The organism is Sphingobium sp. Leaf26 (assembly GCF_001421665.1).
In the GTDB taxonomy this organism is placed as follows: domain Bacteria; phylum Pseudomonadota; class Alphaproteobacteria; order Sphingomonadales; family Sphingomonadaceae; genus Sphingobium.
This window is the reverse complement of record NZ_LMKV01000001.1, coordinates 173511-199515: the sequence shown is the minus strand read 5'-3', so window position 1 is coordinate 199515 and position 26005 is coordinate 173511. Positions and strand designations below refer to the sequence as shown.

25 protein-coding genes and 1 pseudogene are annotated in these 26005 nt (G+C 63.8%); 8 read left to right on the top strand and 18 right to left on the bottom strand.

What is annotated here, in order from left to right; genetic code table 11:
* Window position 1: 1 nt before the first annotated feature.
* Genes ASE85_RS00960 through ASE85_RS00950 form a run of 3 tightly spaced genes read right to left on the bottom strand, consistent with a single transcriptional unit; the run spans window position 2 to window position 3209 of the window.
* Window positions 2-661 carry a TadE/TadG family type IV pilus assembly protein gene (locus ASE85_RS00960; RefSeq protein WP_056682098.1) on the bottom strand — a complete coding sequence of 220 codons (660 nt, stop codon included), beginning with the start codon at window positions 659-661 and terminating at the stop codon, window positions 2-4.
* On the bottom strand, window positions 661-1257 hold the full coding sequence (locus tag ASE85_RS00955) for a TadE/TadG family type IV pilus assembly protein (RefSeq protein WP_056682096.1): 597 nt from the start codon (window positions 1255-1257) through the stop codon (window positions 661-663). The genes ASE85_RS00960 and ASE85_RS00955 overlap by 1 nt, the downstream gene beginning before the upstream one ends.
* Window positions 1254-3209: a TadE/TadG family type IV pilus assembly protein gene (locus ASE85_RS00950; RefSeq protein ID WP_056682093.1), complete on the bottom strand. Its 1956-nt coding sequence runs from the start codon at window positions 3207-3209 to the stop codon at window positions 1254-1256. Before ASE85_RS00950 ends, ASE85_RS00955 begins: the two co-directional genes overlap by 4 nt.
* Before the next feature lie 158 nt (window positions 3210-3367).
* On the opposite strand from ASE85_RS00950, the gene ASE85_RS00945 reads away from it, so the two are divergent.
* Both ASE85_RS00945 and ASE85_RS00940 read left to right on the top strand, forming a co-directional pair.
* On the top strand, window positions 3368-4036 hold the full coding sequence (locus ASE85_RS00945) for a hypothetical protein (RefSeq protein WP_056682090.1): 669 nt from the start codon (window positions 3368-3370) through the stop codon (window positions 4034-4036).
* A gap of 44 nt (window positions 4037-4080) precedes the next feature.
* The gene (locus tag ASE85_RS00940; protein WP_056682087.1) at window positions 4081-4545 is read left to right on the top strand and encodes an EF-hand domain-containing protein; all 465 of its coding nucleotides are present in this window, start codon (window positions 4081-4083) and stop codon (window positions 4543-4545) included.
* A gap of 36 nt (window positions 4546-4581) precedes the next feature.
* Here ASE85_RS00940 and trmFO read toward each other — a convergent pair whose 3' ends face one another.
* From trmFO to ASE85_RS00925, 3 genes are all read right to left on the bottom strand, one after another.
* Window positions 4582-5925 (bottom strand): methylenetetrahydrofolate--tRNA-(uracil(54)-C(5))-methyltransferase (FADH(2)-oxidizing) TrmFO, encoded by a 1344-nt coding sequence (gene trmFO, locus ASE85_RS00935; protein ID WP_056682084.1) that lies wholly within the window; start codon window positions 5923-5925, stop codon window positions 4582-4584.
* A 329-nt stretch (window positions 5926-6254) separates the two neighbouring features.
* Complete coding sequence (locus ASE85_RS00930; RefSeq protein WP_082462607.1) at window positions 6255-7292, bottom strand: GGDEF domain-containing protein; 1038 nt, start codon at window positions 7290-7292, stop codon at window positions 6255-6257.
* Between the two features lie 118 nt (window positions 7293-7410).
* Window positions 7411-8712: a dicarboxylate/amino acid:cation symporter gene (locus ASE85_RS00925; RefSeq protein WP_056682078.1), complete on the bottom strand. Its 1302-nt coding sequence runs from the start codon at window positions 8710-8712 to the stop codon at window positions 7411-7413.
* A gap of 186 nt (window positions 8713-8898) precedes the next feature.
* Here ASE85_RS00925 and ASE85_RS00920 point away from each other — a divergent pair.
* Window positions 8899-10261, top strand: a pseudogene (locus tag ASE85_RS00920) (M20/M25/M40 family metallo-hydrolase).
* 82 nt (window positions 10262-10343) lie between these two features.
* Here ASE85_RS00920 and leuA read toward each other — a convergent pair.
* The 8 genes from leuA to miaA form a co-directional block, all read right to left on the bottom strand.
* Window positions 10344-12017, bottom strand: a complete 1674-nt coding sequence (leuA, locus tag ASE85_RS00915) for a 2-isopropylmalate synthase (RefSeq protein WP_056682075.1) — start codon at window positions 12015-12017, stop codon at window positions 10344-10346.
* A gap of 231 nt (window positions 12018-12248) precedes the next feature.
* A complete protein-coding gene (locus ASE85_RS00910) occupies window positions 12249-12875 on the bottom strand; it encodes a YceI family protein (RefSeq protein ID WP_056682071.1) in 627 nt (208 codons plus the stop codon).
* Between the two features lie 18 nt (window positions 12876-12893).
* Window positions 12894-13511, bottom strand: a complete 618-nt coding sequence (locus ASE85_RS00905) for a YceI family protein (RefSeq protein WP_056682068.1) — start codon at window positions 13509-13511, stop codon at window positions 12894-12896.
* A 171-nt stretch (window positions 13512-13682) separates the two neighbouring features.
* Window positions 13683-14702 carry a ketol-acid reductoisomerase gene (ilvC, locus tag ASE85_RS00900; RefSeq protein ID WP_056682065.1) on the bottom strand — a complete coding sequence of 340 codons (1020 nt, stop codon included), beginning with the start codon at window positions 14700-14702 and terminating at the stop codon, window positions 13683-13685.
* 192 nt (window positions 14703-14894) lie between these two features.
* Window positions 14895-15410: an acetolactate synthase small subunit gene (ilvN, locus tag ASE85_RS00895; RefSeq protein ID WP_056682062.1), complete on the bottom strand. Its 516-nt coding sequence runs from the start codon at window positions 15408-15410 to the stop codon at window positions 14895-14897.
* Window positions 15410-15784, bottom strand: coding sequence for a hypothetical protein (locus ASE85_RS00890; RefSeq protein ID WP_056682059.1), 375 nt, complete (start codon window positions 15782-15784; stop codon window positions 15410-15412). Before ASE85_RS00890 ends, ilvN begins: the two co-directional genes overlap by 1 nt.
* Complete coding sequence (locus tag ASE85_RS00885) at window positions 15781-17532, bottom strand: acetolactate synthase 3 large subunit (protein ID WP_056682054.1); 1752 nt, start codon at window positions 17530-17532, stop codon at window positions 15781-15783. Before ASE85_RS00885 ends, ASE85_RS00890 begins: the two co-directional genes overlap by 4 nt.
* A 112-nt stretch (window positions 17533-17644) precedes the next feature.
* Entirely contained in the window at window positions 17645-18601 is a 957-nt protein-coding gene (gene miaA, locus ASE85_RS00880; protein ID WP_056682051.1) for a tRNA (adenosine(37)-N6)-dimethylallyltransferase MiaA, read from the bottom strand.
* Here miaA and serB point away from each other — a divergent pair.
* The 3 genes from serB to ASE85_RS00865 all read left to right on the top strand — a co-directional run bounded on the left by serB (window position 18600) and on the right by ASE85_RS00865 (window position 21451).
* A complete protein-coding gene (gene serB / locus ASE85_RS00875) occupies window positions 18600-19478 on the top strand; it encodes a phosphoserine phosphatase SerB (protein ID WP_056682048.1) in 879 nt (292 codons plus the stop codon). The genes miaA and serB overlap by 2 nt on opposite strands.
* A gap of 153 nt (window positions 19479-19631) precedes the next feature.
* Window positions 19632-19889 carry a hypothetical protein gene (locus tag ASE85_RS00870; RefSeq protein ID WP_056684165.1) on the top strand — a complete coding sequence of 86 codons (258 nt, stop codon included), beginning with the start codon at window positions 19632-19634 and terminating at the stop codon, window positions 19887-19889.
* A 68-nt stretch (window positions 19890-19957) separates the two neighbouring features.
* Window positions 19958-21451: a L,D-transpeptidase family protein gene (locus tag ASE85_RS00865; protein ID WP_056684162.1), complete on the top strand. Its 1494-nt coding sequence runs from the start codon at window positions 19958-19960 to the stop codon at window positions 21449-21451.
* A gap of 31 nt (window positions 21452-21482) precedes the next feature.
* Here the strand turns inward: ASE85_RS00865 and ASE85_RS00860 are convergent, their stop codons facing one another.
* Complete coding sequence (locus ASE85_RS00860; protein ID WP_056684159.1) at window positions 21483-22247, bottom strand: MauE/DoxX family redox-associated membrane protein; 765 nt, start codon at window positions 22245-22247, stop codon at window positions 21483-21485.
* A 68-nt stretch (window positions 22248-22315) separates the two neighbouring features.
* On the opposite strand from ASE85_RS00860, the gene ASE85_RS00855 reads away from it, so the two are divergent.
* Complete coding sequence (locus ASE85_RS00855) at window positions 22316-22708, top strand: MerR family transcriptional regulator (protein WP_056682045.1); 393 nt, start codon at window positions 22316-22318, stop codon at window positions 22706-22708.
* 736 nt (window positions 22709-23444) lie between these two features.
* Here the strand turns inward: ASE85_RS00855 and ASE85_RS00845 are convergent.
* The 3 genes from ASE85_RS00845 to ASE85_RS00835 form a co-directional block, all read right to left on the bottom strand.
* Complete coding sequence (locus tag ASE85_RS00845) at window positions 23445-23843, bottom strand: Rap1a/Tai family immunity protein (RefSeq protein ID WP_056682039.1); 399 nt, start codon at window positions 23841-23843, stop codon at window positions 23445-23447.
* Window positions 23844-23932: 89 nt separating this feature from the next.
* Window positions 23933-24400, bottom strand: a complete 468-nt coding sequence (gene ruvX / locus ASE85_RS00840) for a Holliday junction resolvase RuvX (protein WP_200928289.1) — start codon at window positions 24398-24400, stop codon at window positions 23933-23935.
* Between the two features lie 51 nt (window positions 24401-24451).
* The gene (locus ASE85_RS00835) at window positions 24452-25570 is read right to left on the bottom strand and encodes a DUF3089 domain-containing protein (protein ID WP_056682033.1); all 1119 of its coding nucleotides are present in this window, start codon (window positions 25568-25570) and stop codon (window positions 24452-24454) included.
* A gap of 108 nt (window positions 25571-25678) precedes the next feature.
* Here ASE85_RS00835 and gatC point away from each other — a divergent pair, with 108 nt between their 5' ends.
* Complete coding sequence (gene gatC, locus ASE85_RS00830) at window positions 25679-25966, top strand: Asp-tRNA(Asn)/Glu-tRNA(Gln) amidotransferase subunit GatC (protein WP_056682030.1); 288 nt, start codon at window positions 25679-25681, stop codon at window positions 25964-25966.
* Window positions 25967-26005: the final 39 nt, after the last annotated feature.

Genomic DNA, 26005 nt, shown 5'->3' with positions numbered 1-26005 from the left:
GTCAGCAGGCGGCCGTAGCAGACGTTGCCAGACTGCCGGCATTCTTGATCTGCTGGTCGGTCCGTTCGCGCACGTTGAACGCGCTGGTATAGCGGATGACCTTGGCGCCGAAGATCGAATTGGTGATCAGCGGCTGGTAATTATAAGCGACCTCCACGAACATCACGGCAGTGCTGCTGGCGGATTTGACCTTGGTGGCGGCTGTCGTGCCTGGCCCCATGCCGTCTTTCATGCTGGCGCTGGTCTTGCCGTCATTGGCAACACCGTAGCTGGAGGTGAAACTGCCGGTGCCCCAACAACGCTGCCAGCGAATAAATTGGCCTTCGTTCGCCCCGGTAAGGCCGTTGGGTTCCAGATCCGACAGAAAGATGCGGCCGTTGGCCTTGAGCTTGAGCGAATCGGTGGCCAGGTCCGCGCCGGTCATGATCTCATTGACGTCGGCCTCATCGATCGACGTTCGCACACGCGAGGCATTGTCGGCCACGAGCATCGCCACCTGACTGACGCGCATATGGGCCAGCGCCAGGTTCGCGCATTCCAGACCGGCCATGCACAGCACGACCAGAACCGGCAGCGAAAAGGCGAACTCGATCAGCGCCAGACCGCGATCGTCCCGGCGCAGGCGGCGCAGCAGGGCGCGAAGAATATGAAGGCGAGTCATCAACTGCACCTGATCGTCGGTGTGCCCTGATTGGCCCAGGGCTGGTTGCGGACCATGGTGGAGGCGGTGGCGGACTGGGTCGCACTCCATCCGAGCATCTTGGCGAGCGGGAAGAGACGCGGCATCGATATCGTCACTTCATAATAGACGATGTCGTCCGCACCGCCCAGGCCGCTGGCGCCGCTATTGCTGTCGTAGCTGCCATTGCCATTAGCGTCTTCATAACAGTCGCCGCTATTATAGGTGCCGAGCGGAGCGGTGTCGGTGGTGATCTTCTCCGGCTTTCCTACGCGGGAAAAGTTGTAGTAGCTTTTCTTGGTGGTCGATGTGGTGCCGTTCTTGGAATTGATCGCCCCCATTTGCGCCTCGATATAGGTGTCGATGTCCGTGCTGTTGAGCGTGCCCACCGATGCCGAACGCGCGGCTTTCTCCAGTACGCCGCGGGTCACGGCGCGCAGATAGGATTGATAGCCCAGGTCGCCGATCGCCATGATGGTCAGGATCAGCGGCCCGGCCACCAGACCGAATTCCAGCAGCGTCGCGCCCCGCGCATGATCGCGCAGCCGGGTCAGGAAGCGGGCGGTGCTACCGATCATTGCGACAGCCTCAACCCGCCGATATTCTTGGCGATATCCTTGAATTTCTGGCGCAAAGTGGATGGCTTATAGGCCATGAACCAGTGGTTGCTGCTGTTGGCGCATGTCTGCAATTCGGTATCGAGCATCGTTGAATCGAGCGTGCCCGCTGCTGGCTGGTCCTTGAAGCCGACGACCCAGATAGTGACTCCCTGGCCCTTGATGGCGTTGCACATCATTTCCAGCCGCCGCTTGTGGATCGCTTTCAGTCCGTCATCGTCGGTGCTGGTGGCTGCGACGCGGCCATCCAACTTCTGATAGCCATAGGCGCCATAGACGGACTGATAGGCGGTCAGATCGCCGTCGGTCATGAAGATGATATGACGTGAAATGTTGAAGCCGTTGGGTGCATTGGCGTTTTCGCTGGCGAAGATGCCGGTGGGCGACAGGAAGCGGGCGCCCCACATCATGCCGATGTCATGATAGGTGCCGCCGACTGCGATCAGGCCGTCGATATAGGTATCGAAGCTGCTCGTCATGCCGGAGGGTGTGGCCGATCGGCTGGTGTAACTCGCCAGCTTGCGCGCCTTGCTGGGGCAGGCGTTCCAGCCGCCTGAGCCAGATCTATAATCGGGATAGACATTGTCGTTCAGCCAGCGGCCGCTGCGATCAAACTCTATTTCCGGCCAGTGCGGACGCCACTTTGTCGCGGTGTTGGTCGGGGCCGTGTCGATTTGCAGGTCAAAGGCGCCCGCCGGAATGGAAGAAGTCGATGTTGTCGATGTAATGCTGCTATCCGTGTCCCGTTCCTCGATGCAACCGGACCAAGTGGAGGTGGTGCCATCGATAAAGGCGGGATTAAGGGTGGACGCCCCGGTTATGAAAGTGGAGACGTCGGCGGCGAAGTCATTATAGGCCCAGACATTCAGCGACGTGTTGCCTGTGCCACCGGTGACGTTGGTGGTGTGCGTGGTCGTGACTTCCTGACGCACGCACTTCTGATTGCCACTGCCTGATGATGGGAAAGGGTTGGTCCCGTTCCAGCTATAGGCCGCATAGACGATCTTGGTTACGGTGCCAGGATAGCTGCCGCTGACGGACGTGGATACATTGGCCCAGGTCTGACAGTTCGATCGCGACACGTTGCTTGAATCGCTCTGCGCAGAGGAGGCGCTGGTGCGGCAATTATTTGATCCGAAGCCCGCATAACCTCGATAACAGGTATTCGTGGTCGATGGCGTGTCCCTATAATAGGTCATGCGTCGACTGTTATAGGTCCATGTATCTCCCGCCGTTCCGCCCAACATCGCGCTCGAAGGCAGCGAATAGCCGACATTCACGGTCGAGCTATAGGGCATGAAGCCGTAACGGATGCGCCCGGTCGTGTCGGACCCCGCGCCCAGCGTGTCGTAGAAATCCTTCACCGCCAGCTTGAGGGCCGCCAGCCGCGTCATGACGGTGCCGTCTGTGTCGGTCATGTTGCTGGCCATGGAGCCGGTGGTGTCGAGCACCAGCATGACGTCGGTGTTGCCGATGTCGAACCGGCTTTCGCACGTCACGGCGAGCGGAAGCGTGGTGTAGCCGAAGATCTTCATGATCGTGGTCGGCATGGTCGTTTCCGCGGTCACCTGAACCGTGGTCGTTTCGCTGGGCTTGCTCTGGATGACCGGGGTGAAGTCAGCAGCCTGGAACGTATTCTGCGGGAAGTTGAAGTTGAAGAACTTGCGCGCTTCGGCAATGTCGGACGTCGACATGGACGCGCCGGTCATGGCGCGGCGGCCGGCCAGGGCGGCGGCGTCGCAGGCCTGCTGCATGCGGGCGCGGGCCATATAGGCGCGGCTCATGTCCAGACCGCCGCCGATCAGCGCGGCGAGCGGGATGATCGCCGCAGCGACCATCGCCATGACGTTGCCCGCCTGGTTGCCCGCCAGACGCTTCAGAAAGCCCATCGGTTGCTCGTTTGTCTTGCCCATTTGCCCGCAATCACCCATGTCGCGCCCGACACCCCCAATGATGGGTCGGGCAGCCTGTCCGCCTATGCAGGCGCACTCGTTAGAATGTGTATGAGGAAGATGGTTAAAGGACCGATAACTTGGGCAATGCCTGCCGATGCGGGAGTCGCGGCGTGAGATTGGGCGATGACGCATTGCCGCCGTTGGCGATATTGCTGAGCGCGCATGCTGGCGGGCAGGTCGACCGGCACCGTGCGCTATGGGCGTTCGACGCGCGGCTGGCGAAGGTGGCGCGGACCACCAGCGAGGCGATGATCGGGCAGATGCGCCTGGCCTGGTGGAATGACGTCATCGACGATGCCGCCGGGGTCAAGGGGCAGGGTGAGCCGGTGGTCGATGCCATGCGGGCGAGCGGAGCGATCGGTGCACCGGGGCCGAACGTTGTCAATCTGGCGGCGGTGATCGACGGCTGGGAGGTGCTGGTGGTCGAACCGGACATCGACCTGCTGGGCCTGCGCGACTATGCGGTCGGGCGCGGTGGCGGCCTGTTCCAGGCTTTGGCCGATGTGGCGGAGGCGCCGGACTGGCTGACGGCAGCGGGGCAGGTCTGGGCGCTTTGGGATCTGGCCGGCCATGTCGGGGATGAAGCGCTGGCCATGGCGGCGCTGGAACTGGCGCAGACCTTGTTGCCGCAGGTGGAGGGCGCGCAATGGACGCGGGCCTGGAAGCCGCTGCGCATCGCCTTCACGCTGGCGCGGCAGGATGTGGCGGAAGGACGTGGGGCGCCCACCGGGATATCGCGGTCGCTGGCATGGCGATTGCTGCGAATCGCGCTTGTCGGGCGATAGACTGTCAGGATAGGCTGGCCCCGCGACGAACGGAGGAGGGCGGCATGGGGCGATTGCTGGCGGGCGGCATGGCGGCGCTATTGCTGGTCGCAGGCGGGCTGTTCTGGTGGCAGGGTCGGGCCGATACGGCGCCAGTGCCGCAACTTGCGGCTGCACCGCCGCCGCCGCCCGAAGTCGAGAGCCTGCCTGAGGGCGATCCCGATGCCGTGGGGGAGGCACCGCCGATGCCGGGCGAGGCCAGCCCGCAGAGCCGCGAGCAGAAGCGCTTCGCCCGTTACGACCGCAATCGCGACGGCGTCATCACCCGCGTCGAGATGATGGGCAGCCGCACCAGGGCGTTCAAGGCGCTGGACAAGGATGGCGACAACCTGCTGTCCTTCGAGGAATGGGCGGCGGCGACCGCAGACCGGTTCGGCGCGGCGGATGCCGACAAGGATGGCAGGCTGACCCCTGCGGAGTTCGCCGCCACTGCGCCCAAGCGGGCGGCGAAGGCGAAGTGCAAATGCTGATATGCCGGACCCCGGCCTTCGCCGGGGAACGGGACGTCAGGCGATTTCCATATCCCCCATCCACACGCCGAAGGAGGCGCGGGCGCGGGCGGTATAGGCTTCCTTGCGCTGTTTCTTCTTCACATCGTCCAGTGTCGGGAAGAGGCCGAAATTGACGTTCATCGGCTGATAGTCGGCGCTCACCACATTGCCCGTCACATGGCCGAGCAGCGCGCCGAGCGCCGTGTCGGCGGGCGGCTGGGTCAGGTCGCGGCCCAGCAGTTCGGCCGCAGCGAAACGCCCGGCGATCAGGCCAATGGCGGCGCTTTCCACATAGCCTTCGCAACCCGTCATCTGGCCGGCGAAGCGGATATGCGGCGCGCTTTTCAGGCGCAGCGTCTGGTCGAGCAGTTTTGGCGACTGGATGAACGTATTGCGATGCAGACCGCCCAGCCGCGCAAACTCCGCCTTTTCAAGGCCGGGTATGGTGCGGAACAACTCGATCTGCGGGCCATGTTTCAGCTTCGTCTGGAAACCGACCATGTTCCACAGCGTGCCGGACGCATTGTCCTGCCGCAACTGCACAACCGCATAGGGCCAGCGGCCGGTACGCGGATTGTCGAGGCCCATCGGCTTCATCGGCCCGTGACGCAGCGTTTCCGGCCCGCGCGACGCCATGACCTCGATCGGCATGCAGCCTTCGAAATAGGGGGTGCTGGCCTCCCATTCCTTGAACTCGGTCTTTTCGCCGTCGAGCAGCCCCTGGATGAAGGCCTGATACTGGTCCTTGTCCATCGGGCAGTTGATATAGTCCTTCCCCTCGCCGCCGCCGGGACCGATCTTGTCCCAGCGATTGGCCATCCAGCACTGATCCATGTCGATGCTGTCATGGTGGATGACGGGCGCGATCGCGTCGAAGAAAGCCAGATGCTCCATGCCCGCCGCCTGGCCGATACTCTGGGCAAGGCCGGGGGCGGTCAGCGGACCAGTGGCGACGATGGTCATGCCTTCGCTGGGCAGAGTGTCGATCCGTTCGCGCACGATCTCCACATTGGGATGATCGGCCAGCGCGCGGGTGACGGCGTCGGAAAAGACATGGCGATCGACGGCGAGGGCGGAGCCGGCAGGCACCTTGGCCGGTTCGGCGCTCGCCATGATGAGCGAATCCAGCCGGCGCATTTCCTGATGCAGCAGGCCCACGGCATTCTTGTCCGCATCGTCCGAGCGGAAGCTGTTGGAGCAGACCAGTTCGGCCAGCCCCTCCGTCTGGTGCGCGGGGGTCATGTCCCCCGATCCGCGCATTTCGGACAGGCGCACGCGGATGCCCGCCTGCGCCAGTTGCCATGCGGCCTCGGTGCCGGCGAGGCCGCCGCCGATGATGTGAACCTGATGATGGGACATGATGGGTGTGACTTTATGGCTGTGTGTGGGCGGTTGATCGTGCGGGCGTCCGTGGGACATATCACCGCGTCGGGCAAGGCCTATAGCCGATGGCGGGCGAGTAGGACAGGGCGGGGTTGGCGGCTTTTAGGGTGGCGAGCGATTAGCGAAGGCTGCGAAGTACACACCGTCGCAGGGTTCGCTTTTGCGCGGGTCGGAATGGGGAGAGATGACTTCGCAATAGGAAGGTTTTTGCGAAGTCCGGTTCGCAATGTGGCCTTCGGGGCGACAATGGGATGGAGATTGGCCCCTCAGGCGCAGGCGCACGCCGCCGCGATGTCTGCTTGCATCTATCCCAATGTTCGGTTGCCACCCTGATCGGCTGCGGCCAATGCGCTGGACCGCGCAATTTCCAATATGACTTCCGGCTCTTCGCCCCTGCTTGTCACGATCCCGGCCGAAGCCGTGACGGCGCCGATCCATTCCCCGGTGCCGCGGAGCCGCAAGCGACGCGCCGCAAAGGCGGCCAGCGCTTCGTCCGCCCGTATACGGGCGGCCATGGAGGAGGCATCCGTCACCACGATAAGAAATTCATTGCCGTTCCAACGGATCAAATCTTCCTCAGGAAATTCCTGTCGCAACGTCGCGGCGAAGGCGTTGAGCACATTGTCGCCCACCTCGCGTCCAAATCTGGCGTTGATGCTGACAAGATCATCAATGATGAACATGATCAGCACATAAATATGGCCTTCCCTTAGGAGCGGTTCCAGCACGCGCCACGCGCCCGTCTGGTTCAGCGCATTGGTCAATTCGTCCTGGCCGCTATCGGAGCGGGGCTGGACGGGAACGTTGATGGCATTTCGCAATGTGACGAACTCGTCGCGCAATTCCGCAAGCTCGCGCTCTGCCGCCGATAGCCGCATGACCAGATTGTTCGTATTGATCAAGGAGTGATCCGGCTGGTTTACGATCACGCCGACATCGCGACCAAGCGCCTCGGTAAGATCATGGGCGTCGGACGTTAACGTTCCCAGTTCTTCCGTATGCCGTGCAACGGCGCGCTCGCGATCATCGATCGCTTTTCCGGTATCGTGCGCTGCATGGCGTTGCATCAGGGTCGTCATAGCGTTCGCCGTCAATCGCAGGCCGTCCGAAGTCAGATCATTGACATCAGCCGCCAATCTGGATGCAGGATCCATGACGTAGCGCAGCGCAAAATCGTAGTTTGCGGGGGATGGTTCGTGTTGATGATATTCCAGAAAATCCAGGGCGCTGCGCGCTTCCCGATAATATGACTTCATACCGTCTGTCGCAGACCCCACCTTGCCGGGAATTTGGATATAACGCACTAGAAACGAACGACGTTCCCGGTCAATGTCGTTAGGCATAAAAGCGCCAGGATCGACCAGGAGCGCTGCGGCCCTGTCGTGATGGAAACCTGACGCTCCGCCGGAGCGATGTCTTGACGCTTCCGAAGTGTGAAAAGCGTCAAGTCGAGAGCAGCCTTCATGCCTCTACCAACGCCTCTTGGCCATAATAAGCCGCTTCGTCCAATATACCCTCGCGCTCCGCGACGATCACGCCGACCAGCACCTGCCCCGCGACGTTGACCGCCGTGCGGCCCATGTCGAGGATAGGGTCGATCGCCAGCAACAGCCCCACGCCCTCCAGCGGCAGACCCAGTGTCGAGAGCGTCAGCGTCAGCATCACGATCGCGCCGGTCAGGCCGGCGGTCGCGGCGGAGCCGATGACGGAGACGAAGACGATCAGCGCATAGTCCACGAAATGCAGCGGGATGCCGTAGAAGCCCGCGACGAAGATCGCCGCCAGCGCGGGATAGATGGAGGCGCAGCCGTCCATCTTGGTGGTCGACGCCAGGGGAATGGCGAAGGCGGCATAGCCCTTGTCCACGCCCAGCCGCTCGGTCACGGCTTCGGTGACGGGCAGGGTGCCGACCGAGGAGCGCGAGACGAAGCCCAGTTGGATCGCCGGCCAGGCCTTGGCGAAGAAGGGGCCGGGTTTCAGCCCATTGGCGATCAGCAAGGTCGGGTAGACGACCAGCAGGACCAGCGCGAGGCCGAGATAGATGGCGGCGGTAAACGTCCCGAGCTGGGCCAGCGCGCTCCAGCCATAGGTGGCGATGGCGGTGCCGATCAGCGCGGCCGAGCCGATCGGCGTCAGGCGGATGACCCAGCCGAGCAGCGCGCGTACCACGGCCAGCAGCGAGCGGACGAAGCCGAGGAAAGGCTCGGCCTTCTCACCGACCTTGAGCGTGGCGAGGCCCACTGCGATCGAAATGACCAGCAATTGCAGGATGTTGAAGCTGATGCTGGTGCTGGCTGCGCCGTCGGTGATCTTGGTGCCGGCCGACAGGGCCAGGCTGTTGCCGGGAACCAGGCCTTTGAGGAAATCGAGCCAGCCGCCCATGCTGTCGCTCTTGCCCATGGCCAGCGCCGCGCCATGCAGGCCAGCGCCCGGCTGGACGATGACACCGATGGCAATGCCGATGGCGACCGCGATCAGGGCGGTGATGGCGAACCAGAGCAGGGTCTGGCCGGCAAGGCGCGCCGCATTGTCGAGCGCGCGCAGATTGGCGATCGACGCGACGATGGCGGCGAAGACCAGCGGAGGTACGATCGCCTTGAGCAACGACACGAAGATCGAGCCGACCGTCTTGAGCGCGGTCGCCAGTCCGTTGAGGTCGCCGTCCGGCCCTGCGCCGATCTGCCGGGCGACAAGGCCCAGCAGCAGCCCCACGGCCATGCCGGCCAAAACCTGAAATCCGAAACTGCGATAATGGAGGGCCATGACTTTTCCTTCGGGGCGACCGGCGGCCTATATGGGCGCTGGCAGGCCGATTGCGCGCAAGCAATTCTTGACTGATGTAAAACAGGGATGAGGTGGCCCTCTTTCCATGCAGCCGGTCAAACGCATTGGCCCGGCCGATCCGCTATGCCACAGATGCAGCATCGGTCCATCAGGGAGTGCAGATATATGGATATGCGGGGCGTATTTCTGGGGGCGGCGCTGCTGGCCCTGCCGCAGGGCGCGCAGGCGGCGGCCGATGCTGGTGCGGCCAAGGATATCCTGATGCGATCGGTCGCGATCAAGACCGTGCAGGGCGAAGGGCAGGTACCCAAACTGGCGGCCTATTATGCCTCCGTGCTCAAGGCGGCGGGCTTTGCCGACGCGGATATCGTCATCACGCCAATGGGCGAGACGGCGACCTTCGCCGCGACGATCAGGGGCAGCGACCCGAAGCTGAAGCCGCTGGGCCTGATCGGCCATATGGATGTGGTGGCGGCGGACCGGGCGGACTGGACCCGCGATCCCTTCGTGCCCGTCGAGGAAAATGGCTATATTTTCGGGCGCGGGTCGGAAGATAATAAATATGATGTCGCGATGATGGTCGCGACCATGGCGCAGTGGAAGAAGGAAGGCTGGAAACCGCGTCGGACCGTCATCCTGATCCTGTCGGGCGACGAAGAAACCGACATGGTGACGACCATTGTCGCAGCAATATAAGGGGCTGGAATTGCTGCTGAACGGCGATGGCGGTGGCGGGTTGCTGAATGATGAGGGCAAGCCGGTCCTGTACCAGTTGCAGGCGGGCGAGAAGAGCTATGCCGATTTCGAATTCGCCTTCACCGATGCGGGCGGTCATTCGAGCGCGCCGACGCCCGGCAATCCCATCTATCGCATGGCGAAAGCGATCGACGCGATCGCGGCGTACAAGTTTCCGCCGATGCGCAACGAACTGACCAAGGCGTCGCTGGCGCTGTCGGCCGACCGGATCGGTGGCGAAGTGGGGCAGGCGATGAAGCGCTATGCCCAGAGCGGCGATGCGGCGGCGGCGGAATTGCTGTCCACCCGGCCGGAGTTCATCGGGCAGGTGCGCACCACCTGCGTCGCGACCATGGCGCAGGCGGGCCATGCGCTGAACGCTCTGCCGCAAAGCGCGAAGGTCAGCGTCAATTGCCGCATTTTCCCCGGCGTCAAGATCGATGATGTGAAGGCGCAACTGGTGAAGGTGGTCGGTGATAGCAGCGCCACGGTGAAGACGCTGGGCGATCCGCTGGCGAGCGATGCCTCTCCTCTGCGCGGGGATGTGATGCGGGCGGTGCGCGGCGCGGTGCTGGCGCGGTCGAAGGACATTGCGGTGATGCCGGGCATGTCGGCGGGGGCCACCGACAGCCTCTATTTCCGCGCTTTGGGGGTGCCGAGTTACGGCGTGTCCAGCCTGTTCATGAAGGCCGAGGACGGCTTTGCCCATGGATTGAATGAGCGGGTGCCGGTGGCCGGCATCCCGGAATCGCTGGAACAGTGGGACCGGGTTGTGCGCGCTTTGGCGCGGTAAGGAGGAGGCTGTTCCCCGGCGCAGGCCGGGGTCCAGTTCCACAATCTGATCTGGACCCCGGCCTGCGCCGGGGAACAGTTGATTACCCCCGCACAGCGATGCCGTTGGCGGCGGACAGTACGGCCTTGACCGAGGCGGTCGCCACGTCACTGTCGGTGCCGACGCCGAACAGCGTGCGGCCGTCGGGCGTGCGGCATTCGACATAGGCGGCGGCGTTGACGTCACTGCCCGCGCCGATCGCATGTTCGCTATAGTCCGCGATTTCCAGGCTGATGCCCAGTTCGTCGCGCAGCGCGGCCAGCACCGAAGAGAGCAGGCCGTTGCCGCGCCCGGAAATGGAGCGTTCGCCGCCTTCATGCGCGATCTTGCCGGTGAAGATACGGTCGCCGGCCACGCCGCTCTCATGATAGTCGATCAGCGCATAGGGCTGTTCGCCGGTCAGGCAATAATGCGCCTCGAACGCTTCGCCGATGTCGGCAGCGTTGAGTTCGCGGCTCGACTGGTCGGCCAGACCCTGCACCACCTTCGAAAAGTCCGCCTGCATCTTCTTGGGCAGCTTATAGCCCTTGTCCTGTTGCAGCACCCAGGCGACGCCGCCCTTGCCCGACTGCGAATTGACGCGGATCACCGCTTCATAATCGCGGCCCAGATCCTTGGGGTCGATCGGCAGATAGGGGACGTTCCAGAACAGGTCGTTGCGCGCTTCCTGCGCGGCAAAGCCCTTCTTGATCGCGTCCTGATGGCTGCCGGAAAAGGCGGTGAACACCAGTTCGCCGGCATAGGGATGGCGCGGGTGGACGGGCAACTGGTTACAATATTCGACGGTCTGGATGACTTCGTCGATGTCGCTGAAGTCCAGTTCAGGGTCGATGCCCTGCGTGTACATATTGAGCGCGACGGTCACCAGATCGCAATTGCCGGTGCGCTCGCCATTACCGAACAAGCAGCCTTCGACGCGGTCGGCGCCGGCCATGATGCCCAGTTCGGCGGCGGCGACGCCAGTGCCCCGGTCATTATGGGTGTGCAGCGAGATGACGACACTGTCGCGGCGCGAGATATTGCGGCAGATCCATTCGATCTGGTCGGCATAGATGTTCGGCGTAGCGCACTCGACCGTCGCGGGCAGGTTCAGGATCAGCGGGCGATCGGGCGTCGGCTGCAAAATCTCCATCACCGCTTCGCAGCACTCCAGGCTGAAATCCAGTTCGGCGGTGGAGAAGGTTTCGGGCGAATATTCGAAATGCCAGTCGGTGTCGGGCATCCGGGCGGCATTGTCGCGCAGCAGCTTGGCGGCATGGATCGCGATGTCGCGGATCTGGGGCCGTTCCATCTGGAACACGATGTTCCGCCAGGCCGGCGAGATCGCGTTATAGACATGGACGATCGCCTGTTTCGCGCCGCGCAGCGATTCAAAGGTCGTGGCGATCAGGTCTTCGCGCGCCTGCGTCAGCACCTGCGGCATGACGTCGTCGGGGATCGCGCCATCGCGGACCAGACCGGAAATGAAGTCGAACTCGGTCGCGCCGGCGGCGGGGAAACCGACCTCGATCTCCTTCACGCCGACCTTGAGCAGCAGGTCGAAGAAGCGGCGCTTCTTTTCGGCGTTCATGGGGTCGATCAGCGACTGGTTGCCATCGCGCATGTCGGTGGACAGCCAGCGCGGCGCCTTGGTGATGACGTTCGACGGCCATTGGCGGCCGGGCAGGTCCACTTGCGGGAAAGCGCGATATTTTTGTGCGGGATCGGTCAGCATCATGGGATCAAACTACTTCCTGACACGGAGCGCATGACAGCGCTTCCGGTGTACGACTTGACTGTTCTGGATACCCTTAGGCGGATCGACGCTGCCCTTAGCCGGAAGGCAGCACAAAAGCCACGCCTAAGGGCGTGTAAGTCGTAGCAGGGTAAGAAGCGAGACGCTCTGCATGATGCCGCCCCTTACCCTTTTTCGGTGGCAGGGGTAAAGATGTTTCTTTCGCGGCGGCGATCACCCGCGACGGAATATTGCGTCGATGGTCAGGTCGACATGGTCGGACACGAACGGCCGGCCAAAGCCCATGCCATATTGGCTGCGCTCGACCGTCATCGTGCCCGTAAAATGCAGCACCGACAGGCCCGGCGCCTCGTCCGGCGTGGTGCCGACCAGCCGGACGGAGAGGGTGGCGGGACGGGTCTGCCCGTGCATGGTGAGTTCGCCTGCCACCGGTGTGGGGGCGTCGCCGTTCACCAGCGGCGCATCCTGCGCGGTAAAGCGGATGGTGGGATATTGGCCCATGTCGAAAAAGCTGTCGCCCTTCAGCATGGCGTCGGTCGAGGCGTCCCCAGTGGTCAGTTTCTCGACCGGGAAGCTGATGTCGACGGTGGCGCGATCGGGGCGGGCCGGGTCGATGACGACACTGCCCTGAGGAGCAAGGACGTCGCCTTCATAGCCGCCGACCAGCGCCTTTACATGGAAATGCACCCTGGTCGCATCGCTATCGACCGCATAATGGCCCGGAGCGTAGAACGCCGCCCGCACCGGTGGCGCGAGCGGCGGAACGACGGGCGGCGCAGCAGTCGCCGGCACGAGCGCGACCATGCCGAAAAGCAGGGCGAGCCGGGCCGGCGTGCGCATGGCGCTTACTTCCGACCGTTATTTCTGAAACGCGGCGATGATCTTCAACTCCACGGCGTCACCGACGACCGGCACCGCCATGCCCATGCCGAAATCGCTGCGCTTGATCGTGCCGGTCGCTACGAAGCCGATATTTTCCTTCTTGTTCATCGGGTTGGCACCGGCACCGTAAAATTCGGTGTCCAACGTGACCGGCTTGGTGATGCCCTTGATGGTCAGGTTGCCGCTGATGGTCGCGCCGGTCGCGCCTTCGGGCTTCACGCTGGTCGACACGAAGGTCGCGGTCGGGAACTTGGCAGCGTCGAAGAACTCGGCCTTGGCCAGATGCTCGTTCAGCGCCGGGATGCCGGTGGTCAGGTTGGCGATCGGTACTTCGATCGACACCTTCGACGCGGCGGGGTTCGCCTTGTCCAGCGTCAGCGTGCCGGTCGGCATGGCGATCACGCCCATATTGTTGGAAAAGCCCATATGGTCATAGGCGAAGACGATCTGGGTGTGGGTGGATTCGACGGCATAGGTGCCGCCGGTGACCTTGGCGACATCCTTGGTGCCGGGGGTGGCGGCACCCTGGGCAATCACGACGCTGCCGCCGGCAATAGCGATCAGGGCGGCGGCGGGGATCAGAAATTTACGCATGAAAAAAGACTCCGAAAACGGTCAAGGGGCGCAGCAAGAATATGCTGCGCCCCCGCCAAGTTCCAGAGCCATAAGCAGAAACGCTTCGTTCCGTTTCCGGCCTGATAGAAGGCCCGGCATCGGCCGCCCTGGACCCCGGCCTTCGCCGGGGTGACGGCCGATCCGTGGCCGTCAGTTCTTTTCCTTGTCCACCAGTGCGTTGGCACCGATCCAGGGCATCATGGCGCGCAGCTTCGCGCCGGTTTCCTCGATCGGGTGACGCTGGGCGGCGATGCGGCTGGCCTTGAGTTCCGGCTGGCCGGCGCGGTTGTCGAGCACGAAGTCCTTGACGAAGCGGCCCGACTGGATGTCGGCCAGAACGCGCTTCATTTCCTTCTTGGTTTCTTCGGTGATGATGCGCGGGCCGGTCTTGATATCGCCATATTCGGCGGTGTTCGAGATCGAATAGCGCATGTTGGCGATGCCGCCTTCATACATCAGGTCGACGATCAGCTTGAGTTCGTGGAGGCATTCGAAATAGGCCATTTCCGGTGCGTAACCGGCTTCGACCAGCGTTTCGAAACCGGCCTGCACCAGCGCGGTCGCGCCGCCGCAGAGGACAGCCTGCTCGCCGAACAGGTCGGTTTCGCATTCCTCGCGGAAGTTGGTTTCGATGATGCCGCTGCGACCGCCGCCGACGCCCGAAGCATAGGACAGGGCGATGTCATGGGCGTTGCCGGTCGCATCCTGATGGACGGCGATCAGGCAGGGGACGCCGCCGCCGCGCTGATATTCGCTGCGCACGGTATGGCCGGGGCCTTTGGGCGCGATCATGATGACGTCGACGTCGGCGCGCGGTTCGATCAGGCCGAAATGGACGTTCAGGCCATGGGCGAAGGCGAGTGCCGCGCCGGCGCGCAGGTTGGTGTGCACGTCGGTGGCATAGATGGCGGCCTGATGCTCGTCGGGGGCCAGGATCATGAACACGTCGGCCCATGCGGCGGCTTCGGCGTTGGGCAGAACCTTGAAGCCTGCGCCTTGCGCCTTCTTCGCGGACGGCGAACCGTCGCGCAGCGCGATGCACACTTCGGCGACGCCGCTGTCGCGCAGGTTCTGTGCATGGGCGTGACCCTGCGAACCGTAACCCAGGATAGCGACCTTCTTGCCCTTGATCAGGCCGATGTCCGCGTCGTGATCGTAATAAACCTTCATGGATGTTTCCCTCAAACCGTGCCATTTCCTCGCCCCTTCAGGGGAGAGGATACGAAATCTTGGCTCGGCGAAGCCGTGCCTAGATGAAGTTGGAGAGGGGGCATCGCCGTGCTGGCCCTCTCTCCAGCTGCGACTAGGCAGCAAGCTGCCAAGTCTCGCTTCCTCTCCCCTGAAGGGGCGAGGATATTTTCGTTAATTCGCCTCTTTACCCCGGATCAGGCCGACGACGCCGGTGCGGCCGACCTCGACCAGGCCGATCTGGCGCATCAGGCCGACGAAATTGTCGATCTTGTCGGTCGTGCCGGTGATTTCGAAGATGAAGCTTTCGATCGTGGTGTCGACCACCTTGGCGCGGAACACATCGGCCAGGCGCAGCGCCTCGATCCGGTCCTCGCCCACGCCGGCGACCTTCACCAGCGCCAGTTCGCGCTCCACGAACGGCCCGGCTTCGGTCAGGTCAGTGACCTTGTGCACCGGCACCAGCCGGTCGAGCTGGGCGATGATCTGGTCGATCACCTTGGGCGGGCCGTTGGTGACGATGGTGATGCGGCTGACGCCATGGTCCTGCGTGATGTCCGCCACGGTCAGGCTGTCGATATTATAGCCGCGCGCGGTGAACAGGCCCGCGATGCGCGCCAATATGCCCGCCTCGTTCGAAACGGTCAGCGACAGGACGTGCCGCTGGCTGAGTTCTTCCTGGATGTGCATCAGATGGTCGTCCCGTTATCCGTATCTTCGTGCCCGTCATGGCCGTCTTCATCGGCCCTGTCGTGGCGCTGCGAAATCATGGCGGCGAAGGCGAAGTGCCAGCCGCCATCCTGGCGATGGGCGAGGCGGACGGGGAAACCCGCCACGGCATCGAACATGCGGCTGAGTTGTTCGCCGACATAACGAGGGCTGACCAGCAGGGTGCCGATATGCCGCCCGTTAAAGTCGAACCCCTCGTCCAGATGCACTTCCCATTCCTCATTGTCCGGGTCGGCATGGTCGATGGTCCAGCCGGCGATCTCGGCCGTCCCCGCGCTCCGTTCAAAATCCCATGGCTCCGTAACATGAATGCGGAGCTTCAGATGCTGAGTCACACCAGTGCCTTTGCCTCGTCGGACATGACGCCCTCCACCTGGCTGGGGTCGAGCAGCATTTCGGTGTGCGCCGCGCCCGACGGGATCATCGGGAAGCAATTCGACATCCTGGCCACGCGGCAATCCACGATCACGGGGCCGTCGGTTTCCAGCATCCGGCGGATGCCGGCCTCCAGATCCTTCGGCTCTTCGATGCGGATGCCGGTCCAGCCATAGGCTTCGCCCAGCTTCACGAAGTCGGGCAGGCTGTCCGAATAGCTGTTGGAATAGCGGCTTTCATAGGTCAGTTCCTGCCACTGGCGGACCATGCCCATATATTCATTGTTGAGGATGAACAGCTTGACCGGCAGGCGATATTGGGTCGCGGTGCCCAGTTCCTGGATGTTCATCTGGACCGAGGCGTCACCGGCGATGCAGATGGCGATGCTGTCGGGATTGCCCATCTGCGCGCCGATCGCGGCCGGGAAGCCATAGCCCATGGTGCCCAGGCCCCCCGAGGTCAGCCACTTGTTGGGCGCATCGAACCCGAAATGCTGGGCCGCCCACATCTGGTGCTGGCCGACTTCGGTGGTGATGATGACATCCTTGCCGGTCGCCTTCGTCGCCGAATACAGGTCGGCGATCGCGCGCTGGGGCATGATCTCCGTGCCGCTTTCGGCATAGTCCAGGCTCTTGCGCGCGCGCCAGCCGGCGATCCGCGACCACCATTCGGTCAGGTCGGCCTTTTGATGGTTGCGCTGCTTCCACAGGGCGATGATGTCGTCCAGCGCGCTGCCGACATCGGCGACGATGGCGACGTCCACGTCCACGATCTTGTTGATCGAGCTGCGGTCGATATCGATGTGGATCTTGCGGCTGTTGGGCGCGAAAGCGTCGAGGCGACCGGTCACGCGATCATCGAAGCGGGCGCCGACGCACAGGATGAGGTCCGCCTGGTTCATCGCCCAATTGGCTTCATAGGTGCCGTGCATGCCCAGCATGCCCAGCCATGCGTCCCCTGATGCGGGATAAGCGCCCAGGCCCATCAGGGTCGAGGTGACGGGCGCGCCGGTCAGGGCCACCAGTTCGCGCAGCAGGGCGCTCGCCTGCGGGCCGCTATTGATGACGCCGCCGCCGGTATAGAAGACAGGGCGTTCCGCTGCCGCCAGCATTTCGACCGCCGATTCGATTCCCGCTGCGTCCGCCTTCGTCTGCGGACGGTAGCTGGCATGGACCTTCAGTTCCGGCCTGGCATAGGGCGCGGTCGCGATCTGGACGTTCTTGGGGATATCCACGACGACCGGGCCGGGGCGGCCGGTGGTGGCGATATGGAACGCCTCATGAATCACCTCGGCCAGCTTGCCGGGGGTCTTCACCAGATAATTATGCTTGGAACAGTGGCGCGTGATGCCGATCGTGTCCGCTTCCTGGAAAGCGTCGGTGCCGATCAGTTGCGTGGGCACCTGACCCGTGATGACGACCATCGGGATGGAATCCATCAGCGCATCGGTGATGCCGGTGACGGCATTGGTCGCGCCGGGACCGGATGTGACCAGAACGACACCGGGCTTGCCGGTGGAGCGGGCATAGCCCTCCGCCATGTGGGTCGCGCCCTGCTCGTGGCGGACCAGCACATGCTTGATCGTGGGGTGATTATAGAGCGCATCATAAATGGGAAGCACCGCGCCGCCCGGATAGCCGAACACGACTTCGACGCCCAGATCGACCAGGCATTGAACCAATATGTCCGCGCCGCTCTTTTCGGCCACGATGATACTCCTCCATTTGATGCAAATTCGACGATACGGGCGTGCTTTGGGCCCCCATGCCTTCAATGGCAAGGCGCCTGCCTCTAGTGGACAGAAAATGACAGGTCAAGCGCTAATGTTGTAATTTAGTTGCCAATTCATCAATGATCTTGTCATTAATTGCTCGATCTTCACGCGGCCAGCCGGGCGGAGGCTGGTTCGTGAACCAGGTATATTGACGCTTGGCATATTGGCGGGTGGCCAGGCACCCGGCCGCGATACTGCTGTCCAACTCGCTGTCTCCGCGCAGATAGGCGGCGATGTCCGGTACGCCGATGGCTCGCATCACCGGCAGGTCCGGGTTGAGGTTGCGGGTCAGCAATCGGGCGACTTCCTCGATCGCGCCAGCCTCGATCATCTGGGCGAAACGGCGGTCGCACCGCTCGATCAGCCAGTCGCGCGGCGGGCGCAGGATTATCGGGGCGAGGGTGATCCGGTCGGCGATGCCGCCTTCCTTATGCTGTTGCCAAATTTTCAGCGGCCGTCCGGTCGATCGCACCACCTCCAGCGCGCGGGCGACGCGGGTGGTGTCGGCCGGCGCAAGGCGGGCGGCGGCTTCGGGGTCTTCGTTGGTCAGCGCTTCGTGCGCCTGCGCCACCGGCAGGGCGCGGACGGTGGCCCGGATATCGGGGTCGATTTCCGGCACGGGGGCGATGCCGTCCAGCAGGGTGCGGATATAAAGGCCGGTGCCGCCGACCAGCACGGGGCGTTGTCCCGCGCTATGGGCGGCGGCGATCTCCGCCTTCGCCTCCGCCGCCCAGCGCGGCGCGGTGCAGGCTTCCGCCCCGTCGATATGGCCGAACAGGCGGTGGGGAACGTCGCCCATTTCCTCTGCCGAAGGGCGGGCGGACAGGATCTCCAGGTCGGTGTAGACCTGACTGGCGTCGGCATTGATGACGATGCCGCCGGTCGCTTTGGCAAGGGCAATGGCGAGCGCGCTCTTGCCGCTGGCGGTCGGCCCGGCAATAAGCGCGACCCGTGGGCGGGATTCGTGGCCCGTTCTTGGGGTTTCTGGTTCGGAGTTTGACATGTTCGTCGCGACCTTAGTGGCAAGTGGCTCGATCGGGCAGGGGGATATTGCGCTGGCGGTCGATCGGCTGCGTGATGCAGGCTGCCAACCGGGTGATGTCCTGTGGCTGGACGAGGGCAAGGCCGCCGACATAGTCTTCGCGGCCGATCCTGTCGCGGCCCGCGTGGCGCTGGCTGGCATAGGCGACAAGGTGGACGCGATCGTCCAGCCGGTCGCAGGCCGCGAGAAAAAGCTGCTGATCGCGGACATGGACTCCACCATGATCACCGTCGAGTGCATTGACGAACTGGCCGACTATGCCGGGATCAAGCCGCAGATTGCGGAGATCACCGAGCGGGCGATGCGCGGCGAACTGGATTTCGAGGGCGCGCTGCATGGCCGGGTCGCACTGCTGAAGGGCCTGCCCGACAGCGCGATCGACCAGTGCCGCACCGAGCGTGTCGTCATCATGGGCGGGGCGAAGGCGCTGGTCCGCACGATGAAGGCGCGGGGCGCGCGGACCTTGCTGGTGTCGGGCGGCTTCACGCGCTTCACCGGGCCGGTGGCCGATGAGATCGGCTTCGACGTGCATGTCGCCAATGTGCTGGAGATTGCCGACGGCGCGCTGCTGGGTACCGTGACCACGCCGATCGTGGATGCCGCGCGCAAGCGGACCGAACTGGAAGCGGCGATCGCGGACGGAATCGACCGGACGCTGACGCTGGCCGTGGGCGACGGCGCCAACGACATTCCGATGATCCAGGGGGCGGGACTGGGCGTCGCCTATCACGCCAAGCCCAAGACGCGCGAGGCGGCGGCGGCGGAGATCGTGCATGGCGACCTGTCGGTGCTGCTCTATGCGCAGGGCATTGCCTCGGCCGATTGGGTCGTGGAATAACAAGCCGGCGACAAAATCGAACGGTTCGCCTTCATTTCGATCGGGTAATGGATTTAATCCCTTTCTGGGGCGTTGGCCTCTGGTCGCATGAGTCGCGGCGAGAGGTCTAATGGCGCAGGGCGGCCAAGTCGCGCCAGCGTCCAGGGAGTGATTATGCACAGCAAATATCTGGCTTTGGCCGCTGGCGGGCTGCTCGCGCTGAGCGCTTGTTCCAAGAATGACGCGCCGGTGACGTCCGCGCCGCCCGTCGGCCCCGGCGCCATCGCCGGGACCGTGGCGGCCGATCGCGACGGCGACGGCTATGTCGATGGCTATTACACCGCCGATGGCATCTATCATGCGGTCCAGGGTCCGCCGTGCCCGCCGCCACCTCCGCCGCCGGCGCCGTCGCGTCGAGGAGAACGCGGCTGATCCACGCAGCTTTTCGGGCGCGGCGAATAAGTCGCGCCCCATCGCTAATTCCCGTTCTGGTCGCCGGCCTGCTGGTCGCGACGGTCCTGCCTTCGCCCGTTGCGCTGGCGCAGGGCAAAACCGCCGTCGATGCCGCCAGGTCGAGCGTCGCCGCTGAAATTCGTGCGGACGTGACTGGCAAGTACAAGGATTTCTATGCCCCGCGCGGCTACTGGCCGCTGTGGGTCGAAAAGGATCGGATCGGGCCGCAGGCGGACGCGCTGCTGGCCCTGATCGACCAGAGTGACGCGGATGGATTGAACCCGCGCAATTATGATCCGCGCGATTTGCAGAAACTGGTCGAGGCGGCGGATCGCGAGGGCACGCCCAAGGCGCTGGCCCGCGCCGACCTTGCCCTGTCCCGCGCCTTTGCCGATCTGGTCGCTGACATGCGCCGCCCGGCCCGAGGCGTGAAGATCCGCTATCTGGACGCGGAACTGGATACCAGGCCGCCCGGCCCGGCCGATATCGTGCGCGCCGCCTCGCTCGCGCCGTCGCTCACCGACTATATCCAGTCCGCTGGATGGATGAGCCCGCTCTATATGCGGCTCCGCGCCGCGCGGGCGGGCTATCTTGATAAATGGGGCGGCTTGCCGGCGGTGCAGATTCCGCCGGATGTGAAACTGCGCCCCGGCGGAAAGGCGCCGGAGATTGCGCTGTTGCGCCATCGCACGGGGCTGAGCGACGGGGTCGCCTATGACAAGGCGCTGGTGGCGAAGGTCAAGGCATTCCAGACGGATCATGGGCTGAAGCCCGACGGCGTGGCCGGCGCGATGACGATAGACGCGCTGAACGAAGGGCCGGAACGCTATGACCGGCTGCTGGCGCTCAATCTGGAGCGGGCACGGCTGTTGCCCGGACCATGGACGCGGCATGTGGTGGTGGATGCGGCGTCGGCCCGGCTCTATTATTACAGCAAAGGTGCGATGGACGGGACGATGAAGGTCGTCGCCGGCGCCAAGGAATCGCCGACGCCGCTGATGGCCGGAATGATCCGCTATGCCACGCTGAACCCCTATTGGAACATTCCGACCGATCTGGTCGAGCGGAAGGTCGCGCCGAAGATATTGGCGGGCGGTTCGCTCAAGGGCATGCGATACGAGGCGCTGACCGACTGGAGCACCAATGCCACGCCGCTGGCGCAGAGCGCGATCGACTGGCAGGCGGTCGCCAATGGGCAAAGCGAAGTGCGGGTGCGGCAATTGCCGGGCGGCGGCAACGCGATGGGGCGGATCAAGTTCATGTTTCCCAACGACCTTGGCATCTACCTGCACGACACGCCGCAGCGCGACCTGTTCGCCAAGGAGGACCGCCATTACAGCAATGGCTGCGTCCGGCTGGAGGATGCGCAGCGGCTGGGGCGCTGGTTCTTCGGCAAGACGCCTACCGCCGACAGCGACGCGCCGGAACAGCATGAGCCGCTGCCCCAGCCGGTGCCGGTTTACCTGACCTATCTGACCGCAGTGCCGACCGCGACGGGGGTGCAGTTCCTGCCCGATGTCTATGGGCGGGATGGGAACTAGCAAATTCCGTTCAGAAAGAGCGGAGGGCGGATCAATGCCCGGCCCCCGCCAGCATCCAAAGCGCCATCGCGACCATCATGACATTTTCGGTAAGCGACACGAAGCCCAGCGGCACATTGCTGTTGCCGCCGACGCAGGCGCATTTGAGTTCGCGCTTTTCGATATAGACGGCCTTGAACACCGACACGGCCCCGATGCCGCCGATGAACAGCGCGACCGGGATGGAGAGCCAGTCGAGCGCCCGCGTCAGCATCAAAAGGCCCGCGCCGAGTTCCAGAAAGGGATAGGCCAGGCCATAGGGCGGCACGCGGCGGGCGAGCAGGTCATAGTTCAGGAACATGGTTGCGAACCGATCCACATCCTGCAACTTCAGCATGGCGAGCAGCATCATCGCGATCGCCACGAACCGCTCCAGAGCCGTGAAGGAAATGAGCGGCAGGAAGGTCAGCCAGTTGACGCCCAGCGCCAGCAGCGCGGCGACGAGGAAGACGGCGAGGACCGGGATATAGCTGGTCGCCTTGGGGTCCTTGACCTTCAGCCCCAGAAAGCGGCGCAGATCGTCATGGCCGCCGATCCGCTGCCCGTCGATGAAGATTTGCGGCGTCGTCTTGACGTCATGCTGCGCCTTGAAGGCGTCGGTTTCGGCGCGGGTCGTCAGCCAATGATCGTCCACCGCATAGCCATGGCGTTTCAGCAGCCAGCGCGCCTTGACGCCATAGGGGCAGGTGTGGCCGGGCATCACCATGCGGTGGAGGATGGCGCCTTTGGGGCCGGTTGCGGGGTTGTGGCTGGTCATCGGTGCATCCTTGCCGGTTGATCGGATGCCGCCCATATAGGGTCCGTACCATGGTCCGGAGTCAAGGGATGAGCATGACGATTTCCGCGCTGGCGCAGGCCGGCGGCGTCGGGGTGGAAACGGTGCGCTATTATCAGCGGCGCGGCCTGCTCGACACGCCGGAGCGCGGCGCGGGCATTCGCCGCTATGGCGAGGCGGACGCGCGGCGGCTGGCCTTCATCCGGTCGGCGCAGGCGGCGGGCTTCACGCTGGAGCAGATCGGCGAATTGCTGCGGCTGGACTCGGGTCAGGACCGGGCGCGGGCGCGCGAACTGGCGGCGGAGCGGATCGCGGCGCTGGACCTGAAGATTGCCGAGTTGCAGGCGGCGCGCGCTGCGCTGGAGCGGCTGGCGCGGCAATGCCATGCCAGCGAGGAAGGGCCATGCCCGATCATCGCGGCGTTCGAGGGGGAGCGCGCTTAACTTCGCACATTTCCCGTAGATTCGGACATTTTGTTACGCCGTACTGATCCTATCGGAAAGCGGTCGGGTCGGACGATGGAAAGAGCCGGGCGGATTTTAGCACGGCGGCGGGGAGTAGGACAGGGCGGAGCTGGCTGGCGTCGACCATTGTTGGCCATCAACGCCGCCGCACAGGTTGCCCACTAGCGGACATACAGTTGGTGTGCGAAGATCGACTAATGGAATATCTCGCGGATGAGACACCTGCTGATCGGCTCTACCTGAAGGGGCTGGCAATCCGATACGAGCGACATTTCGGATTGTGGATGCCTATCATGTGGCACCTCGCGCTGCGCGGCCATACAGGTGCGATGATCGAGTTAGCGGATTGGTTCTCGACTGATAACAGCGCCAAAAGCTTTGGCACTCCAGCCGACCCTTTTAGCGCGGCGGGACTTTACCGTCGTGCCCATCGGAAAGGAGATGCCCGCGCCGCGAACAACGCGGCCATGAGTTGCTTTAATCGGAATGATATGACGGGATACCGGCGTTGGCTTGGGCGGGCCGCAAAGGCTGGAGACCCGTCAGCGGGCACTCAGCTTCGGAACTTTGAAACTCGCCTGTGGCATGCCGCCGCTCGGAAGGTCGGCCGACTGAGACCCGAGCAAAAGCGAGATGAGTTTGCATAGCTGTCGCGTCTGCTTTCGCCCTCCGCCGCTCCGAAGCAGGCTGTCCGCTTTCCACCCAAAGCCCCACCTCACCGCTTCTTGCGCGTTGCTTTCTTCTTCACCGGCGCTTTCTTCGGCGTCTCGCACGGCCAGGCCTTGCGGGTGGCGGCGAAGACCTGGGAGGAGGCGGCTTTCTTGCGGTCGATCGGGTTCCTGCTCAAATAAGTGACCGTGGCGGTGCGCAGTTCGTTGATCGTCACTCCGCCGGGGATGCAGCTTTTGAGCTTGTTGGCTTCCCGCGTCGTGTTGAATGCATCGACCGCGCCGCTGATATAGCCAAGGCATTCGTAGCTTCTCTCGAAATAGTCCTTGCCCTCCTTGTCGGCGGTGCAGACCGCATAGAGTTCGTCGCCGCTGTAGAAGCCGGCATGGGCGGCGGCGGGCAGCAGGGCTGTTGCGGCGAGGATGAGAAGATGGCGGGGCTTCATGACACAATGTCTCCAACGGGTCAGGCTGTGGCGCTTATGGGCTTGGGACCGAGCCTGTGCTGGTGTGACGGATAAGGGGTAAAGGAGGGTTACTCCAGCCCCGCGACCAGCCCGTCGATCGCGCCCTGCAAGATGTAGCTGGCGGCGAGTTTGTCGACCAGTTCGTCGCGGCGGGCGCGGCTGGCGTCCGCTTCCAGCAGTGTGCGGGTGACGGCCTGGGTCGACCAGCGTTCGTCCCAGAGGAGGACGGGGCAGCCGAGATCGGCGATATTCTGGGCGAAGGCGCGGCTGGCCTGGCTGCGCGGGCTGCTGCTGCCGTCGAGGTTCAGGGGCAGGCCGATGACGATGCCCTTGACCTGCTGCTGTTCGATGAAGGCGGCCAGCGCCGGCTTGTCCTTGCTGAACTTGCCGCGCGTGACCGTGTAGGCCGGGCTGGCGATCGTCCAGTGGGCGTCGCAGAGCGCAAGGCCGATCGTCTTCGTGCCGACATCCATGCCGATCAGACGGCCGCCCTGCGGCAGGGTTTGGCGAAAGGCGACGCGATCGGTGGTCACCAGTTTCAGGGGCACGGAAGTCATATGTTCCCCTGTCACTTATTGATGCTCAAGTCACTTGTTTAGGAACGCTGCCAGTCGTTTCTGCGCGTCCTGCCGCACATTCCCCCAGAACAGGCTGTAGTCGTAGACATGGTAATTGTTGCCGGGCAGGGTGAACGGCCCCATGTCGACCGGCTCCCCGATCATCAGAACGCCGCTGGTGTCGCAGCGGGCGGGCACGACGCCGGTGACCAGCTTGGGCGGCTGGCCCTGTTCGCGCGCATCGAGCGTGCCCAGGTTGGCGCTGGCCGGGGCCTTGCCGTTGAAGGCGCCGGTGATGGGATTGGTGCAGAGCATATGGGTGCCCTTGCGGGGATTGCCGGTATAGCCGGTCTTGCGTTCGAAACTTTCGACCACGGCGGACGGATCGGCCGGTTCGGCATAGCTTTGCCAACTGACGATGCAGTGGGACTGGTCCTGCCGCGCGCAGGCGGGGAGGCCAAGGGCGGGCAGGTCCGCCTCCACCGACACCGGCCAGCCCACGACATAGGCGGCAACGACGCGGTCGGCGACGGGCTTGCCGGCGACCTGTTCGCGCAGCAATTGCAGCAGGTGGCGTGACCCCTGGCTATGGCCGGCCAGGATCAGCGGGCCGGTGGGGTTGGCTTTCAGGAAAGCGGCGAAGGCCTGCGCCACGTCGCGATAGGCGGCGGCCAGCGCCTGGTCGCCGGCCGGCTTTTCGGTCAGGAAGGCGCCATAATTGGCCTGGCGATAGCGTGGTGCCCAGACGGTGCCGGCGGCATTGAAGGCGCTGGCCTGCCCCATGACGAAACGGCGCGCGGTGGCGTCCGTTTCCTTGTCGCCGATCCGCGCATTCCAGTGGGCGTCGCCGAAGGTGGTGATATAGCTGGTCGGGTGGATGAAGAAGATCGCGGCCTTCTGCGTAACCTTGGGCGTCGTCACCCCGGCCGGGGTCCAGAGTGCCGCATTGTCCTTCACGATGTCGGGCCGGGCCAGCCACATATCGTCTTTGTCATAAGCGTCGGCGGGCAGCGGCTGGAGTTGGGTAAAGGCCTCGCGCGGCACCATCACCAGGCGGATGAGCTGCATCCCCCAGATCGCATAAATGGCGAACGCCGCGATCATCAGCACTACCAGCGTCGCGATGATATAGAGGAATTTGCGGGCCACCCATGCTCTCCGAATATCGTGTGTCATGTCTGGCGCATGGGGCGGGCCTGTGCAAGGGGCGCGAAAGCGTCTTGAAGCGGGCAGGTGCGGGTGCTAGCGGCTTGGCCCATGTCGATAGACCTTCAGACCGTGAAAAAGATCGCCAGCCTTTCGCGCATTTCGGTGACGGATGCAGAAGCGGAGGCCATGGTGCCCGAAATCAACAACATCCTTGGCTGGGTGGAGCAACTTGGCGAGGTGGACGTGACCGGCGTGCAGCCGATGACGGCCGTCATCCCCAACCATCAACGCCTGCGCGACGACGTCATCACTGATGGCGATGTGCGCGACAAGGTGCTGGCCAATGCGCCACAGGCCGAACATGGCTTCTTCGCGGTGCCGAAAGTCATCGAATAGGGCTTTGCCCTGTAAAGACCGTTCGCCCTGAGCTTGTCG